General features: G+C 63.5%; 13 protein-coding genes and 1 pseudogene. 9 read left to right on the top strand and 5 right to left on the bottom strand.

Annotated features, from left to right (window positions below; all coding sequences use genetic code 11):
- The 8 genes and pseudogenes from purU to HJC04_RS29290 form a co-directional block, all read left to right on the top strand.
- A pseudogene (gene purU, locus HJC04_RS29325) lies at window positions 1-131 on the top strand (formyltetrahydrofolate deformylase); the annotation flags it as partial.
- 119 nt (window positions 132-250) lie between these two features.
- Entirely contained in the window at window positions 251-3,178 is a 2,928-nt protein-coding gene (locus HJC04_RS29320) for an aminotransferase (RefSeq protein ID WP_221147687.1), read from the top strand.
- Between the two features lie 521 nt (window positions 3,179-3,699).
- Window positions 3,700-3,894 (top strand): hypothetical protein, encoded by a 195-nt coding sequence (locus HJC04_RS29315; protein WP_003544544.1) that lies wholly within the window; start codon window positions 3,700-3,702, stop codon window positions 3,892-3,894.
- Window positions 3,895-4,021: 127 nt separating this feature from the next.
- Window positions 4,022-5,017: a P1 family peptidase gene (locus tag HJC04_RS29310; protein ID WP_221147686.1), complete on the top strand. Its 996-nt coding sequence runs from the start codon at window positions 4,022-4,024 to the stop codon at window positions 5,015-5,017.
- A 108-nt stretch (window positions 5,018-5,125) separates the two neighbouring features.
- Window positions 5,126-6,655, top strand: a complete 1,530-nt coding sequence (locus tag HJC04_RS29305) for an ABC transporter substrate-binding protein (RefSeq protein WP_210629565.1) — start codon at window positions 5,126-5,128, stop codon at window positions 6,653-6,655.
- Window positions 6,656-6,817: 162 nt separating this feature from the next.
- The gene (locus tag HJC04_RS29300) at window positions 6,818-7,765 is read left to right on the top strand and encodes an ABC transporter permease (protein WP_221147685.1); all 948 of its coding nucleotides are present in this window, start codon (window positions 6,818-6,820) and stop codon (window positions 7,763-7,765) included.
- A 3-nt stretch (window positions 7,766-7,768) separates the two neighbouring features.
- On the top strand, window positions 7,769-8,632 hold the full coding sequence (locus HJC04_RS29295; RefSeq protein ID WP_210629567.1) for an ABC transporter permease: 864 nt from the start codon (window positions 7,769-7,771) through the stop codon (window positions 8,630-8,632).
- Window positions 8,633-8,655: 23 nt separating this feature from the next.
- Window positions 8,656-10,047, top strand: coding sequence for an amidase (locus HJC04_RS29290; protein ID WP_210631710.1), 1,392 nt, complete (start codon window positions 8,656-8,658; stop codon window positions 10,045-10,047).
- Here HJC04_RS29290 and HJC04_RS29285 read toward each other — a convergent pair.
- The 3 genes from HJC04_RS29285 to HJC04_RS29275 all read right to left on the bottom strand — a co-directional run bounded on the left by HJC04_RS29285 (window position 10,044) and on the right by HJC04_RS29275 (window position 12,828).
- Window positions 10,044-10,901, bottom strand: a complete 858-nt coding sequence (locus tag HJC04_RS29285; protein ID WP_210629568.1) for an NlpC/P60 family protein — start codon at window positions 10,899-10,901, stop codon at window positions 10,044-10,046. The genes HJC04_RS29290 and HJC04_RS29285 overlap by 4 nt on opposite strands.
- Before the next feature lie 11 nt (window positions 10,902-10,912).
- Window positions 10,913-11,263: a MarR family transcriptional regulator gene (locus HJC04_RS29280; protein ID WP_011423607.1), complete on the bottom strand. Its 351-nt coding sequence runs from the start codon at window positions 11,261-11,263 to the stop codon at window positions 10,913-10,915.
- Window positions 11,264-11,436: 173 nt separating this feature from the next.
- Window positions 11,437-12,828: a M17 family metallopeptidase gene (locus HJC04_RS29275; RefSeq protein WP_210629569.1), complete on the bottom strand. Its 1,392-nt coding sequence runs from the start codon at window positions 12,826-12,828 to the stop codon at window positions 11,437-11,439.
- 141 nt (window positions 12,829-12,969) lie between these two features.
- Here HJC04_RS29275 and HJC04_RS29270 point away from each other — a divergent pair, with 141 nt between their 5' ends.
- Entirely contained in the window at window positions 12,970-13,809 is an 840-nt protein-coding gene (locus HJC04_RS29270) for a tetratricopeptide repeat protein (protein WP_210629570.1), read from the top strand.
- A gap of 44 nt (window positions 13,810-13,853) precedes the next feature.
- Here the strand turns inward: HJC04_RS29270 and HJC04_RS29265 are convergent, their stop codons facing one another.
- Complete coding sequence (locus HJC04_RS29265; protein WP_210629571.1) at window positions 13,854-14,486, bottom strand: LysE family translocator; 633 nt, start codon at window positions 14,484-14,486, stop codon at window positions 13,854-13,856.
- 124 nt (window positions 14,487-14,610) lie between these two features.
- Window positions 14,611-15,597: a type II secretion system F family protein gene (locus HJC04_RS29260; RefSeq protein ID WP_210629572.1), complete on the bottom strand. Its 987-nt coding sequence runs from the start codon at window positions 15,595-15,597 to the stop codon at window positions 14,611-14,613.
- Window positions 15,598-15,604 lie beyond the last annotated feature (7 nt).

Genomic DNA, 15,604 nt, shown 5'->3' with positions numbered 1-15,604 from the left:
GCGACGTCGAAAGCCAGGTGCTGGCCCGCGCTATCCACGCCCATATCCATCATCGCACCTTCATCAACGGCAACCGCACCGTCGTCTTCCCGGCCAGCCCCGGAAGCTACGCATCCGAACGCATGGGGTGAGTCGGCCGAGGCCGCGCATCTCTTTTGCCGGCAGACAACAATCTCCCGTTGCCTGCCAGCGGCAAGTATTTGATTATCGCGCTTAAGGGGTAATCGAATCATGCTGCGGGAGGGGTGTCATGACCGACGAGGCGCTTGTAGATCGCATGACGCTGCCGCGTCCCGACGTCACCGTTGCTGACGCGGAAGAGATCCTTCTTGCCCATTACAGCCTGTCCGGCACGCTCGCCGAACTCGGCAGCCAGCAGGATCGGAACTACCGCGTCGACAGCGATCGTGGGCGATACGTCCTGAAGATCTGCCATGCCGCCTACGAGGCCCGCGAGCTCGAGGCGCAAAATGCCGCGCTCCATCATCTCAAGAGCCAGCAGGACGCGCCACGCGTTCCGAAGGTGATCGCCACGAATGATGGGCGGGAAATTATCGTCCTTACCGTGCGCGGGCGGGGCTACCAGGTCCGGTTGCTGGAATATCTGGAGGGCCAGGGACTGACGGAGTCGAGATATCTGGCGCCGGCTTCCGTCGCGGCGCTTGGCGCGCTCTGCGCGAGGCTGGCGCAGGCGCTTGCCGATTTCGACCATCCCGGCCTCGACCGCAGCCTGCAGTGGGATTTGCGACGCGCCGGGCCTGTCGCCGTACAGCTGCTGTCCGCCATCACCGACAGCGCTGCCCGTGACCGGATCGCCAAAACCATGGTGACGGCCGTTCGCCGCATCCAGCCCCTGGCGCCGTCGCTTCGGCTCCAGGCGGTCCATCACGACGTCACCGGCGACAATGTCGTCGGCCATCGCGACGCCCATGGCCACACGATCCCCGACGGGGTGATCGATTTCGGCGACATCATCCGCGGCTGGCTGGTCGGCGACCTCGCCGTCACCTGCGCTTCGCTGCTGCATCAGGCGAATGGCGATCCCTTTCACATCCTGCCCGCCGTCACCGCCTATCAGGCGATCTATCCGCTGAGCGACGAGGAGCTGAAGGCGCTCTGGCCGCTGATCGTCGCGCGCGCGGTCATCCTCGTTGCCAGCAGCGAACAGCAGATGTCGATCGATCCCGATAATGATTATGTCCGTGGCAATCTCGACCGCGAGCGGGCGATCTTCGATACGGTGATGTCGGTTCCGTTCGAACTCATGGAAGCTGCGATCCTCAAGGCGGCCGGCGCGGATGTCGCCGCTCCGCCGGCATCGGCATGGCTGCCCTTGCTGCCCGATATCGATCCCGCCACGATCGCCTATGTCGACCTTGGCGTGCGGAGCGCGCATTTTTCCGCCGGCAACTGGCTGAGCGCCGATATGGACTGGCGGCTGCTTGCCCGGGCTGCAAGCGAAAACGGCACGGCGGCGACGCGCTATGGTGAATATCGGCTTTCCCGCGCTGCCCTTGGAAGCGCGAGGGCACAGGCGACCTTCGCCCTGCATGTCGACATCTGCCTTGCCGCAGGAAGTGCGGTCGCAGCGCCCTTTGCCGGCCGTATCGGCTGGAAGGACCAGCATCTGACACTGACGGACGACAGCACGACCCTGCATCTCGACGGACTCGACCCTTTGGTCGAGAATGGCGCCGTGCTTGCCGCTGGCGATCCGCTTGGTTCTGTTTTCGGTGAAGCGTCGTCACTTGGCGGCCTGCGCCTCCAGCTCTGCAGCATCGCGGGTCTTGAACCCCCGCTCTTTGCCATGCCGCGCGAGGCGGCGGCCTGGTCGGTGCTCTGCCCTTCGCCTTCATCCCTTCTCAGCCCGGGAGCGGATGCGCCGCAACCGGAGACCGGAGAACTGCTCGCCAAGCGGCAGGCCTATCTCGCAAGTGCGCAGAAGAACTATTATGCCGCGCCGCCGCAGATCGAGCGCGGCTGGAGGGAATATCTGTTCGATGTCGAGGGCCGCGCCTATCTCGACATGGTCAACAATGTCACGATCCTCGGCCACGGGCATCCCAGGCTGGCGGCGGCAATCAGCGCCCAATGGCTGCGGCTCAATACGAATTCACGCTTCCACTATGCGGCGATTGCGGAGTTTTCCGAACGTCTCGCGGCGCTCGCGCCGGAGGGCCTCGACGCGGTCTTCCTCGTCAACAGCGGCTCTGAGGCGAACGATCTGGCGATTCGGATGGCGCAGGCCCATAGCGGCGCCCGCAACATGCTCTGCCTGCTCGAAGCCTATCATGGCTGGTCGGCGGCGAGCGATGCCGTCTCCACGTCGATCGCCGACAATCCGCTGGCGCTGACCACCCGACCGGATTGGGTGCATGCGGCCGTTTCGCCGAATACCTATCGCGGCGCGTTTCGCGGACCCGACACAGCGGCGAGCTATCTGGCCGCCGTCAAGCCGATGCTCGCGACGATCGACGCCGGCGGCCAGGGCCTTGCCGGCTTCATCTGCGAATCGGTCTACGGCAATGCCGGCGGCATTCCGTTGCCGGAAGGGTATCTGAAGGAGATCTATACCGAGGTGCGCGCCCGCGGCGGGCTCTGCATCGCCGATGAGGTGCAGGTCGGTTACGGCAGGCTCGGCCATTATTTCTGGGGCTTCGAGCAGCAGGGGGTCGTGCCCGATATCATCACCATCGCCAAGGGCATGGGCAATGGCCACCCGCTCGGCGCCGTCATCACCAGACGGGAGATTGCGCAGTCGCTGGAGAAGGAGGGACCTTTCTTCTCCTCCACCGGCGGCAGCCCGGTCAGCTGCGTCGCCGGCATGACGGTGCTCGATATCATGGCTGAGGAGAAGCTGCAGGAAAATGCCCGCACGGTCGGCGATCATCTGAAGGCGCGGCTTGCCGCGCTGATCGACCGGCACGCGATCGCCGGCGCCGTCCATGGGATGGGCCTCTATCTCGGCCTGGAATTCGTCCGCGACAGAACGACGCTGGAGCCGGCGACGGAAGAGACGGCGGCGATCTGCGACCGGCTTCTCGACCTCGGCATCATCATGCAGCCAACCGGCAATCACCAAAATGTGCTGAAGATCAAGCCGCCGCTCTGCCTCAGTCTCGAAAGCGCGGATTTCTTCGCAGACATGCTGGAAAAGGTGCTCCAGGAAGGCTGGTGATCCATGCTTTCGGGCGTTAACCAAATCGGTCATTTCGAGGCATCTCGATTTTTAACGACGAGGCCCATTGCCGGAATCAGACAGACTTCCTATTTCTGCTGCGGCGATCGAACGAGTTTCGATTCTGTCATGCGAATTTTACGAAGAGCTGATATGTTTCTTTCTGTAAGTTCGGGCCAGGATGGAATGAGTTTTTTCGGATCGTCGATATTTTGACACGTTTCGGAATATGTTTCCGACAGGCTGTCGGATAATCTCTACTAAGTTAGTAGATATTGAACGCAGCCATCACCGGCCCCGGGCTCTTCCGGGACCATCGAGCGCAACGCCAACGAAAGGAACGAGACATGACAGACATCGAAATTCTCGCCACTCTCCTTGGGCGATCTGTGCTTGGCAATGACCGTCCGGGCGCCCTCTCCCGCCCGAACTGTCGAATGTGACATTCGTCCTCCTTTTAACGGTACCAGACAAGTCAATTCGCCATGGCTGCGCATGCCCGCGCGGCAGGAGTTCTATCTATGAAGAAGCAAGTTATCGAATATGCAGGCGTTCCCGTCGGCATCGTTATCCCCGACGAAGATCGGCTGAAGTTCATCGCCGTGAAATTCCATGTCCACGACCTCGACGAGCAGCGGTTCGGTTCGCCCGACGAGGTGCGGCTGGCCATCCACGACCTGATGACCCGCCGTCATCCGAAGCCGCTTCATGCCTGACGGCATGCGGCCGTTACCGACTTTTCGCGGCTCTTCTGATGTGACCGGTCCTGCCAAAAGGGCCGGTCTTGTTTTTTGAGGGCAATTGCAGTCCTATCGGCCGGATCAGCGCCACCAGGATCAGCCCTTGCCCGATCTTCTCAATCTGCTCACCGACATCGAAGGCGTTTCCGTCGGCCATGCGACCGACCTCTCGCTGGGATCCGGCGTCACGGTCATCGTCTTCGACGAGCCGGCGGTCGCCTCCGGCACGGTGCTCGGCGGCGCGCCGGGCGGACGCGACACCGGCCTGCTCGACCCGTCGATGACCGTCAGTACCGTCGATGCCTTTGTGTTCTCGGGCGGCTCGGCCTTCGGGCTCGATGCGGCCGGGGGCGTGCAGGCCGGCTTGCGCGAAGCCGGCCGCGGCTTTGCAGTCGGGCCGGTCAAGATTCCGATCGTGCCGCAAGCGATCCTGATGGACCTGCTGAACGGCGGCGACAAGGATTGGGGTCTTCACTCCCCCTATCGTGAGATGGGTTATGCGGCATTGAAGACCGCGACGAAGGGCGTATTTGCGCTCGGCACCGCCGGCGCCGGCACCGGGGCGACGACGGCCACTTTCAAGGGCGGGCTCGGCTCGGCCAGTGCCGTCAGCAGCGCCGGCCATCGCATCGCTGCAATCGTCGCCGTCAATGCGCTCGGTTCGGCAACGATCGGTGACGGGCCGCATTTCTGGGCGGCGCCCTTCGAGAAGGACGGCGAATTTGGCGGGCTCGGTATGCCTGCGACCACCGATCACAGGATACGGCTCAAGGGGATGAGCACGCCGGCAACGACGATCGGCGCTGTCGTCACCGACGCGCAGCTGACGAAGGCAGAAGCGCATCGGCTTTCACTTGCCGGTCATGACGGCCTTGCCCGAGCGCTGCTGCCGGCACACCTGCCGCTCGACGGCGATACCGTCTTTGCCGCGTCGACCGTCAAACATCCAAGAAACGACATGGCAAGCCTGATGGAACTTTGCCACCTCGCCACCATCGTCATGGCGCGGGCAATCGCGCGCGGCGTCTATATGGCGAGCGCCCTTCCGGCCGAGGGCGGGCAAATAGCATGGCAAGACCGCTATCCCCAGGGCCGTTGATTGAATAGGGTCGCAACCTGGTGAAATGGCGGAGACACGCGAATGCAGATCCTGGCGCTGAAGTATTTTCGACGAGCTGGTGGGGACCGAATCATGCCGGGTGATGTGATGAACAAGGTTTCGTTTGCGTCTTCGGCGCGCTGCATCAAGCGGCTTTCCCTCGGTGCTGCGTTGTCGGCCGGTCTCGTAGTGACAGCAATGACACCGGCGGAAGCGGCCAAGACCGCCCTCAATCTCGGCATGAGCGTCGAACCAACAGGCCTCGACCCGACGATCGCCGCACCGGTCGCGATCGGCCAGCTCACCTGGCAGAATGTGTTCGAGGGGCTGGTGACGATCGATCAGACCGGCAAGGTCCAGCCGCAGCTGGCGAAAAGCTGGGAAATCTCGGGCGATGGCCTGACCTATATGTTCAAGCTGCGGACCGGCGTCAAATTCCATGACGGCGAGGCCTTCGATGCCGCCGCCGCCAAATTTGCCCTCGACCGCGCCCGCGGTACGGATTCGGTTAATCCGCAAAAACGCTTCTTCGCCTCGATTGCCTCGATCGATACGCCGGATGCCGAAACGCTGGTGCTGCATCTCACGGCCCCGACCGGCAGCCTGATCTATTGGCTCGCCTGGCCGGCATCTGTCATGGTCGCCCCGAAGACGGCCGACAACGACAAGGTCATGCCGATCGGCACCGGTCCCTTCAAGTTCGCCAGCTGGACGAAGGGGGACAGGGTCGAACTCGTCAGGAATGGCGACTACTGGAACAAGGATGCGTCTGCCAAGCTCGACAAGGTGACCTTCCGCTTCATCGCCGATCCGCAGGCGCAGGCAGCCGCCCTGAAATCCGGCGATCTCGATGCCTTTCCGGAATTTGCCGCACCCGAGCTGATGAGTTCCTTCGACGGCGATGCCAGGCTCATCACCAAGGTCGGCAATACCGAACTCAAGGTCGTCGCCGGCATGAACAATGCCAGGAAGCCCTTTGACGACAAGCGCGTCCGCCAGGCGCTGATGATGGCGATCGACCGCCAGACGGTGATCGACGGGGCGTGGTCCGGCCTCGGCACGCCGATCGGCAGCCACTACACGCCGAACGATCCGGGCTACAAGGACATGACCGGCGTGCTGCCCTATGATGTCGAAAAGGCAAAGGCACTGCTGACTGAGGCCGGCTACCCCAACGGCTTCACGTTCACGATCAAATCGCCGCAGATGGCCTATGCGCCGCGCAGCGCCCAGGTGATGCAGGCGATGTTTGCCGAAATTGGCGTGACGATGAACATCGAACCGACCGAGTTTCCGGCGAAATGGGTGCAGGACGTCATGAAGGATCGCAACTTCGACATGACGATCGTCGCCCACGCCGAACCGCTCGACATCGACATCTACGCACGCGATCCCTATTATTTCAACTACAGGAACCCGGCCTTCGATGCGCTGATGAAGAAGGTCCAGGAGACCGCGGATCCCGCCACCCAAAATGCGGTTTACGGCGAAGCGCAAAAGATCCTCGCCGAGGACGTACCGGCGCTCTACCTCTTCGTCATGCCGAAACTCGGCGTCTGGGACAGGAAGCTGAAGGGGTTGTGGGAGAACGAGCCGATTCCGTCGAATGTGCTCTCGGGGGTTTATTGGGAGGAGTGAGCGAGCGGGTTCGGGCGGATTGAGAGGCACGATGAGCAAGGCGAAGCGGGACAGCGATACGCTCAATGCAGGCCGCAGCCCTCGCCATCCCTCATTCCTGTCACAAGCTTGGCGCCGAGGCTACAACGTACTCCCAAAAGCCAACTCGAAAGCGTGGCATGCATGATCGCGCTTCTCCTTCGCCGCTTCACCGGCCTCACCCTCACACTCGTCATCGTCTCTCTGCTGATCTTCACCGTCATGGATCTGCTGCCCGGCGATCCAGCCTCGATCATGCTTGGCACCTCGGCAAGCCCGGAAACGCTGGCAGCGCTGCGTCACGAGCTCGGCCTCGACCAGCCGCTCGTCCTGCGCTACGGCCAATGGCTGGCCGGCCTCCTGTCCGGCAACCTCGGCAATTCCCTGACCTACGGCGTTCCCGTTGCCGGACTGATCGTCGAGCGGCTGGCGGTGACGCTGCCGCTGGCGCTGATGGCAATGGTGCTTTCGATGGCGATCGCCCTGCCGCTTGGCGTTCTGGCCGCCTCGCGCCGCGGCCGCGTTTTCGACACGATCGCAACATTGTTTTCGCAGATCAGCATCGCCGTGCCCGCCTTCTGGGTGGCGCTGCTGTTGATCATCCTGTTTTCGACGATGCTCGGGCTGATGCCGGCCGGCGGCTTCCCGGGGTGGGGCGCCGGTCTTCTGCCGGCATTGCAGGCGCTCGTCATGCCGGCCGTCGCGCTGGCGATGCCGCAGGCGGGCGTGTTGACACGCGTCGCACGTTCGGCGGTTCTCGAGACGATGCATGAGGATTTTGCCCGCACCGCGGTGGCCAAGGGGCTGTCAAGCAGTGCGGTGCTGTGGCGGCATATCGTGCCGAATGCGCTGATCCCGGTTCTGACGATGATCGGACTGCAGTTCACCTTTCTGGTCGCCGGCGCGGTGCTGGTGGAAAACGTCTTCAACCTGCCGGGGCTCGGGAGGCTTGCGCTTCAGGCACTCTCCCAGCGCGATGTCATCGTCATGCAGGATGTCGTGCTGTTCTTCGCGGGCTTGGTCATCGTGGTGAATTTCGTCGTCGATCTCTCCTATGTGGCGATCGACCCCAGGATCAGAAAGGCGGTTTGAAACATGGCCCAGATCGTATCCTCCGCCTTTGCCCGCCGCCGAAGGACTGACAGACTTAGCCGGCGAATGAACCTCATCGCGGGCACGGTCATCATTGGCCTGCTGGTCGCCGTTGCGCTGCTGTCGCTCGTCTGGACGCCCTTGCCGCCGGCGAAGATGCAGATCATCCATAAACTGCAGCCGCCGCTTGCCTTCGGCCTGCTCGGCACGGATCAGTTCGGCCGCGACGTGGCGTCGATGCTGATGGCTGGATGCCGGAACTCTTTGTCGATTGCCATCACCGCGGTTGCGATCGGCGGGACGCTCGGCTCGATATCAGGCATCTCCGCCGCGGCGATCCGCGGTCCAGCCGAAACGCTGCTGATGCGCATCTGCGACGTCATCTTCGCCTTGCCACCGATCCTGTCGGCGATGGTGCTCGGCGCCTTTCTCGGGCCGGGGCGCTTCACCGCGATCACCGCGATCGCCGTCTTCATGATTCCGGTCTTTGCGCGGGTGACGCTGGCAACCTCGCTGCAGGCCTGGAGCCGCGATTATGTGACGGCGGCGCGCGCGATCGGCAATACGCGCCTGACCATTTCACTGCGCCATGTGCTGCCGAATATCATCAGCCAGATCATCGTGCATGGGACAATCCAGCTCGGTCTGGCGATCCTGACCGAGGCCGGTCTCAGCTTTCTCGGGCTCGGCATGGCGCCGCCAGCGCCGACATGGGGCCGGATGCTTGCAGATGCGCAAACCTATCTGGCGCTGGCCCCCTGGCTCGCGATCCTGCCCGGCCTTGCCATCGCGCTCACCGTCCTCGGCTTCAACATGCTCGGCGACGGCTTGCGCGATCTTCTCGATCCACGCGAGGCGAGCCGCTGATGTCCCTCCGAAACAAAACGCCTATGGCCGAAACCGATCTTACAATCCGTGAACTCAGGCGACGCTTCGCCGATAAGAGCCTCTCGCCGCTCGAATACTGGCTCTCCCTCGAAGACCATATCGCCGCCTGGGAGCCGTCCATATCAGCACTCTACCTCTACGACCCAGAGGCGGCGCGCGTGCAAGCGAAAGCTTCGACGGAGCGCTGGGCGAAGGGACAAACGCTGGGCAGGCTCGACGGCATCCCGGTCACGCTGAAAGAACTGCTCGCGACGAAGGGCCAGCCGGTGCCGCTCGGCTCCAGGGCGGTGGAACTGAAGCCGGCGGAGGCCGACGCGCCGGCTGCAGCGCGGCTGCGCGAGGACGGCGCGGTGATCTTCGCCAAGACCACCTGTCCCGATTACGGCATGCTTTCCTCCGGCCTGTCGAGCTTTCATCCTCTCAGCCGCAATCCCTGGAACATCGCGCAAAATCCCGGCGGATCGAGCGCCGGCGCCGCGGCCGCGGCCGCGGCCGGTTACGGGCCGCTGCACATCGGCACGGATATTGGCGGTTCGGTGCGGCTTCCTGCCGGCTGGACCGGCACCTTCGGCTTCAAGCCGAGCCACGGGCGCATTCCGGCCGATCCCTATTATGTCGGGCGCTGTCTCGGCCCGATGACGCGCACCGTCGAGGATGCCGCTTTTTCCATGGCGACGCTGTCACGGCCCGACTGGCGTGACGGGACCAGCCTGCCGCCCAACGATTTCGACTGGATGGATTTCGTTGTCGACATGTCAGGCATGAAGATCGGCCTAATGCTCGATGCCGGCTGCGGGTTTGCTGTCGATGATGAGATCAGGGTCGCGGTCGAATCGGCGGCGAAACGTTTCGAGAAGGCCGGCGCGACCATCGTCTGCGTTCAACCGGTGCTGACGCGCGCGATGCTTGACGGGCTCGACACGTTCTGGCGCGCCCGCCTGTGGAGCGATATCGCAGGGCTGGACGAAGAGCGGCGCGACAGCATCCTGCCCTATATCCGGGAATGGGCCAAGGCCGGCGCCGATATCAATGGCGTCGATGCCGTCAGGGGTTTCAATCAGACGATCGAAATGCGCAGGAGCTGCGGACGGCTGTTCACCTCGGTCGACGCCCTGCTTTCGCCGACCAACCCGATCGTCTCCTATCCGGCCGAATGGGCATCGCCGACCAACGATCCGGCGAGGCCGTTCGAACATATCGCCTTCACCGTGCCGTGGAACATGTCGGAGCAGCCGGCCGCGTCGATCAATTGCGGCTTCTCCCGTTCGGGCATGCCGATCGGGCTTCAGATCGTTGGGCCGCGTTTCGACGACATGCGGGTGCTGAGACTGTCGAAAGCTTTCGAGGATTGGACCGGCGGCGTGAGATCCTGGCCGCAGCGACCGATCACTTAGCTAAACGGGCGGCGATAGCCGGTCGGCCGTTGGTACAGCGAGCCGATGCGCTCGACGGCCGCCTCGAAGTTCTCCCGCGCCACCGTCATGCTGTGGCCATTGGCGTGGAGAATGGTTTGGGAATCTTCGAAAATGGCGACGTGGCCCTTCCAGAACACCAGGTCGCCGCGGCGAATTTCGGAGCGGTCGATCGGTTCGCCGAGTCCGGCCGCCTGCATGTCGGTATCACGCGGCGCCAGTCTGCCGGTCATCAGCATCGCCAGCTGGACGAGGCCGGAGCAATCGATGCCAAGGCCGGATCGGCCGCCCCAAAGATAGGGTGTTTCGAGGAAACGGGCGGCGATACCGACATAATCGGCACCCTCGAGAGCGCCGATCGGCTGCACGTGCCTGGCGAAGATCGCCGTGCCGTCCGTCAGCACGACATAGTGATTGCCGCGCACCTCCGCCTCGCCTACGACGTGAACGCGGCTTCCCATCGACAAGATGGCCTGATGCGGTTTGCGCAGTTCCGGCTCCGGATAAAGGAAGGTGCGCGGCACGGTGACGATGTGAGTCGGCGCCGGCCCTGTCTGGGAGAGCGCCTCTGCCTCGAGATAACCGACATAGCCGTCGGAGGCAGCTTTTACCCAGCACCAGCCGTCGGCGCGATCGAAAACGGTCACCTCCTCGCCGAGGAGCAGTTCCGTATCGATGCCGCGGGCAAGTTCCGGCTCAGGGCGCAGGGCGGCGACGGGAAGGGCAACGCGCGCTGCGGCGCCTTCGACGAAGCGCGACGCCTCCACCTTGCCCTGGAGCCCCGCTTCCGCGAGATCCGGCCGATAGGCATGCAGGCGGCGGTCGAGCATCGTCATTCGTGTTCCCTTCAGATCGGCAGCCGGCGGCCCTGATCCCGGACGAGATCGCCGAGCTTTTCCAGGTAAAGCGCACCGCCGACGGTACGTTTGATGATCACATTGCGGCGATCGGCATCGTCGCGCACGCGATCAACCAGGCCCATCTCACCCATCGTATCCAAGGCGCGGGTAATGACCGGCTTGGTGACATTGAGTGTGGCGGCAAGCCCGCGCACCGTGTGGGGCGGCGGCACGAGGTAAATATGCAGCAGGATCGCCATCTGGCGCAATGTCAAATCGCGGTCGTCATGGCGAACCTGATCGAGCGCCACGCCATGCCAGAGCCCCAGCGCCTGCGAGGCGGTCAGTTCGATCGGCACGGCCCCTCCGGAAAATCGTTACGCTAGCGTTTCATTTTCCGGCAGTTGCAATGGACATGCAAGAGGTGGCGGGAACTGCCGCCCGGCAGGGTGAATAAAATTTTAACGATCGGCCGCGAGACGCAGCGCGGGACGGCGGTCATGCGATGCGCCTTAGCATTATCCGGGCGGCGTCAGCGCAGGCTGGTGCGGATATGATGGAAGAGCGCGCGGATTGCCTGTGCTTCGCCGCCGCCCGGCGAATGTGGCCGTTCGGACGGAGCCCAGCCGTAAATGTCGAAATGTGCCCAGCTCTTGGACTTGCTGACGAAACGCTTTAGGAAAAGCGCGGCGGTGATCGATCCCGCCATGCCGCCGGCCGGGGCATTGGTCAGGTCGGCGAATTTGGCGCGGACATCCTTTTCATAGCCGGCATAGAGCGGCAGACGCCAGATCGGATCGTCCGTCTCCAGGCTTGCTTCGGTCAGGTCATGGGCCAGATTGGCATCATCGGTGAAGAAGGGCGGAAGATCCGGACCGAGGGCAACGCGGGCAGCCCCTGTCAGCGTCGCCATGTCGATCAAGAGTTCGGGCTCTTCCTCGTCGGCATAGGCCAGCGCGTCGGCCAGGATCAAACGGCCTTCGGCGTCGGTATTGTCGATCTGAACGGTCAGGCCCTTTCGGCTTCGGTAAATGTCGCCGGGGCGAAAGGCATTGGAGGAGATGGCGTTTTCGACGACCGGGATAATGACGCGCAGATCGACCTTCAGCTTGGCGTCCATGATCATCAGGGCGAGTCCCATGACATTCGCGGCGCCGCCCATGTCCTTCTTCATCAGCAGCATCGAGGCGGCAGGCTTGATATCGAGACCGCCGGTATCGAAGCAGACGCCCTTGCCGACGAGCGTCACCTTGCGATGACCCTTTTTGCCCCAGCGCAGCTCAAGAAGGCGCGGCGCGTCGGCGCTGGCGCGGCCCACGGTGTGAACCAGCGGGAAATTCTGGGTGAGCAGTTCATCGCCCGTGATGACCGACAGTTCCGCCTTGTAATGTCCGGCCAGGGCACGGAAAGCGGCCTCGAGCTGGTCCGGCCCCATATCGTTCGTCGGCGTATTGATGAGGTCGCGAGCAAGAAAGACGCCGGCGAGCTGGCGCTTGATATCGGCGCCGTCGGCGTCGCGGGGGATCATCAAGGTCGCTGCCGGCGATTTTTCCGATTTGTAGCGATCGAAACGGTAGCTGCCGAGCCCGAAGCCAAGGGCCAGCCGGTTTGCCGTCAGCGGCGCGGTCTCGATGTGCCATTCGCCGGCGGGCAGCGCACGGGCCAGCCTGCCGGTGATGTAGGGCTGTTCCGACGGGTTGGTGCCCAAGCCGAAAAGCGCGCCGCCGAGATGGCCATCGGCCGTCGGGATCAGCAGGAGCGAGCCGCTTTCGGCCTTGTAGCCCGCCTTGCGCGCCCAATCGAGCGCGATCGGATCGATCGTGCCGGTCTCGATATGGGCAGGGGTGACGGCAAAGATCGGCAGCGTCAAGCCGCCCTTCGTGTTGAAAGGAGTCGGTCTTTCGATGAACTGATAGGGGGCCATGATTGTCCTTCGGCGGTCGCCAGGAATCGTTCCTTAACGGTCTGTTAGGGTTAACAGACTATTGCTGGAGCGAAGATTGCGTCAAACCTTTCCCTGTTCCGCTTCGAGGTCAGGCGCCGATTTCGGAATCAGGAACGCAACATGCCTGCCTCGCGCATCACCATTTCCCTAAATCGCATCCTGCAGGGCGCAGCAGCATCGCTGATCATCCTCGCGCTTGCCGGCTGCTCGACGACGGCCAAGGACCGGATGACGACAGGCTCGGTGCCGAAGCTTACCAAACCGGTCGAGGAGATGGATTCGACCGAACTGCGCTCGGCGACGGACCGAATCGGCCAGGCCTATGAGAAGAACCCGCGCGATCCCGTCAACGGCGTCAACTACGCCAACCTGCTGCGCATGAGCGGCCGCGACGCTCAGGCGCTCGCCGTCATGCAGCAGGTGGCGATCGCCAACCCGGGCGACCGCAACGTGCTGGCCGCCTATGGCAAGGCGCAGGCGGCGGCTGGGCAGTTCCAGCAGGCGCTCGACACGATCGGCCGCGCCCAGACACCGGATCGCCCCGACTGGAGGCTGATCTCGGCCGAAGGCGCAATCCTCGACCAGATGGGCCGGGCAAGCGAGGCCCGGCAGCGCTACCGCGACGCACTCGACATTCAGCCGAACGAACCTTCCATCCTGTCCAACCTCGGCATGTCCTACGTGCTGACCGGCGATCTGCGCACGGCCGAAACCTATCTGCGCTCCGCCGCCGGCCAGCCGACCGCCGACAGCCGCGTCCGGCAGAATCTTGCCCTCGTCGTCGGCCTGCAAGGGCGTTTTGCGGAAGCGGAACAGATCGCGCGGCGGGAGCTTTCACCGCAGCAGGCCGATGCCAATGTCGCCTATCTCAGGGGCATGCTCTCGCAACAGAATTCCTGGCAGAAGCTCGCCGCCAAGGACAAGACGCCGGGCGCAGCCGATGGCAGCAACACCAACTGACCTCGTCATTTTTTGCCGGATGACCAGGCCCCTCTCCGCCTGATCTACCTGACGCTGAGGCCCGAAAGAATGAGCCGCAGACCAAGGCCGCCCATCACCGCACTGGCGGCGCGGTCGATCCAGCCCTTGGCATGGAGATAGAGCCGCCGCGGGTGGCGGGCCGAAAAGGCGAGCGCCACGATCGAATACCACCCCGCCTCCACCGCGAACACGCCGACCGGCAGCGCGACGAGGAGATCGAGCGGCACCGTCCTCGGCAGAAGCGCCGCAAAGAGGCTGGCGTAGACGATGATGGTCTTCGGGTTGCTGAGCTGCGTCAGCAATGCGGTCATGAAGCTGCGCATGGGCGCACGATGGCCATGGACGGCATCGGAAAGCTCGATCGGCTTTGCGGCGCCTCTCCAGATATTGACGGCGATGTAGAGGAGATAAGCCCCGCCCGCCACCTTGAGCAGCACATAAAGCCATTCGAATTGCGACAGCAACGCCGTCAGACCGGCGAGCGCCAGGCCGGCGAAAACGACGCCGCCGGCGCCCATGCCGAATGCCGCCGCAAGTCCATCCAGCCGCGAACGCGAGATGGCAATCCTGGAGACGACGACGAAGCTCGGGCCGGGGCTCATCGCGCCGACGGCCAAGGCTGCCATGATGCTGATGAAAATGCCTGCGGAAGACATCGGAACCTCTTTCGGAATCGGATAGCGCTGGGAAAGCGGCGGTCACTTCCGTGCTCCCGACCGCCTCATCCTGTTTATCAGCTATGCCAGCGTCGGTCACGCGGGTCGAAGTGGCCCCTGCGGTTCAGAATCTATCCGCCACCTGGATGCCGGCCGGGCCGAGAATGACGGCGATCAGCACCGGCAGGAAAAACAGGATCATCGGCACCGTCAGTTTCGGCGGCAGGGCGGCCGCCTTCTTTTCCGCTTCGTTCATCCGCTCGTCGCGTCCTTCCTGGGCCAGAACGCGCAGGGCCTGTGCAACCGGCGTGCCGTAGCGGTCCGCCTGGATCAGCGCCTGGGTCACCGAACGCACCAGCTCGAGCTGCGTACGTGCGGCGAGATTATCGAGCGCCACGCGGCGATCCGGCAGGAAGGAGAGTTCGGCGGTGGTCAACACCATCTCCTCGGCAAGCGGCGGCGACTGCTCGCCGAGCTCCTCCGACACGCGACGCATCGCCGCCTCCATCGAGACGCCGGATTCGACGCAGATCAGCATCAGATCCAGCGCATCCGGCCAGGCGCGCTTTATCGAGTGCTGACGCTTGCTCATGCGGTTGGAGATATAGATATTCGGCGCATAAAAGCCGAGATAGGCGATGCCGATGACGGCGAGCATACGCATGGGCATGCCGCGACCAGCAAGGCCGCCGAGACCGAAGACCCAGAAGGCGGCAAGTGCGAGGAAGAGAAATGGCAGCAGGAAGCGCGCGACCAGAAAGGTATTCAGCGCATTTTCCGAGCGAAAACCGGCGGCGCGCAGCTTGTTGACCGTGTTTTCGTCGACGAGCGCCTTGCGCAGGTTGAAACGTTCGACGATCTGGCGGACCGAGCGGTTGTTCTGGTTCCTGAGCGAAGCCTTGCCGGCGCCCGGTTCCATGTTCAAGCGGGCGCGTTCGCGGGCGCGGATCTGCTCGCGCTCGGTCGAGACAGCTTTCATGCGCTTGTTGAGATCGCCGCGCTCGAAGAAGGGGATGGCGATCGTGTAAAAAGTCGCGAAGACGGCGATCGCGACGAAAACAGCGATCAGCATGCTCGGATTGGTCAGCGTTGCGGCAAGATCCTGCGACATGGTGCTT

This window comes from Rhizobium sp. NLR8a, from assembly GCF_019685235.1.
Lineage (GTDB): Bacteria > Pseudomonadota > Alphaproteobacteria > Rhizobiales > Rhizobiaceae > Rhizobium.
Note: the sequence above shows the minus strand (reverse complement) of the source record. Positions and strands in the feature narration are given on the sequence as shown.

Coding starts and splice junctions, on each gene's coding strand:
- HJC04_RS29320 (WP_221147687.1), top strand. CDS start 251: ATGACCGACGAGGCGCTTGTAGATCGCATGACGCTGCCGCGTCCCGAC.
- HJC04_RS29315 (WP_003544544.1), top strand. CDS start 3,700: ATGAAGAAGCAAGTTATCGAATATGCAGGCGTTCCCGTCGGCATCGTT.
- HJC04_RS29305 (WP_210629565.1), top strand. CDS start 5,126: ATGAACAAGGTTTCGTTTGCGTCTTCGGCGCGCTGCATCAAGCGGCTT.
- HJC04_RS29300 (WP_221147685.1), top strand. CDS start 6,818: ATGATCGCGCTTCTCCTTCGCCGCTTCACCGGCCTCACCCTCACACTC.
- HJC04_RS29295 (WP_210629567.1), top strand. CDS start 7,769: ATGGCCCAGATCGTATCCTCCGCCTTTGCCCGCCGCCGAAGGACTGAC.
- HJC04_RS29290 (WP_210631710.1), top strand. CDS start 8,656: ATGGCCGAAACCGATCTTACAATCCGTGAACTCAGGCGACGCTTCGCC.
- HJC04_RS29285 (WP_210629568.1), bottom strand. CDS start 10,901: ATGACGATGCTCGACCGCCGCCTGCATGCCTATCGGCCGGATCTCGCG.
- HJC04_RS29275 (WP_210629569.1), bottom strand. CDS start 12,828: ATGGCCCCCTATCAGTTCATCGAAAGACCGACTCCTTTCAACACGAAG.
- HJC04_RS29270 (WP_210629570.1), top strand. CDS start 12,970: ATGCCTGCCTCGCGCATCACCATTTCCCTAAATCGCATCCTGCAGGGC.
- HJC04_RS29265 (WP_210629571.1), bottom strand. CDS start 14,486: ATGTCTTCCGCAGGCATTTTCATCAGCATCATGGCAGCCTTGGCCGTC.
- HJC04_RS29260 (WP_210629572.1), bottom strand. CDS start 15,597: ATGTCGCAGGATCTTGCCGCAACGCTGACCAATCCGAGCATGCTGATC.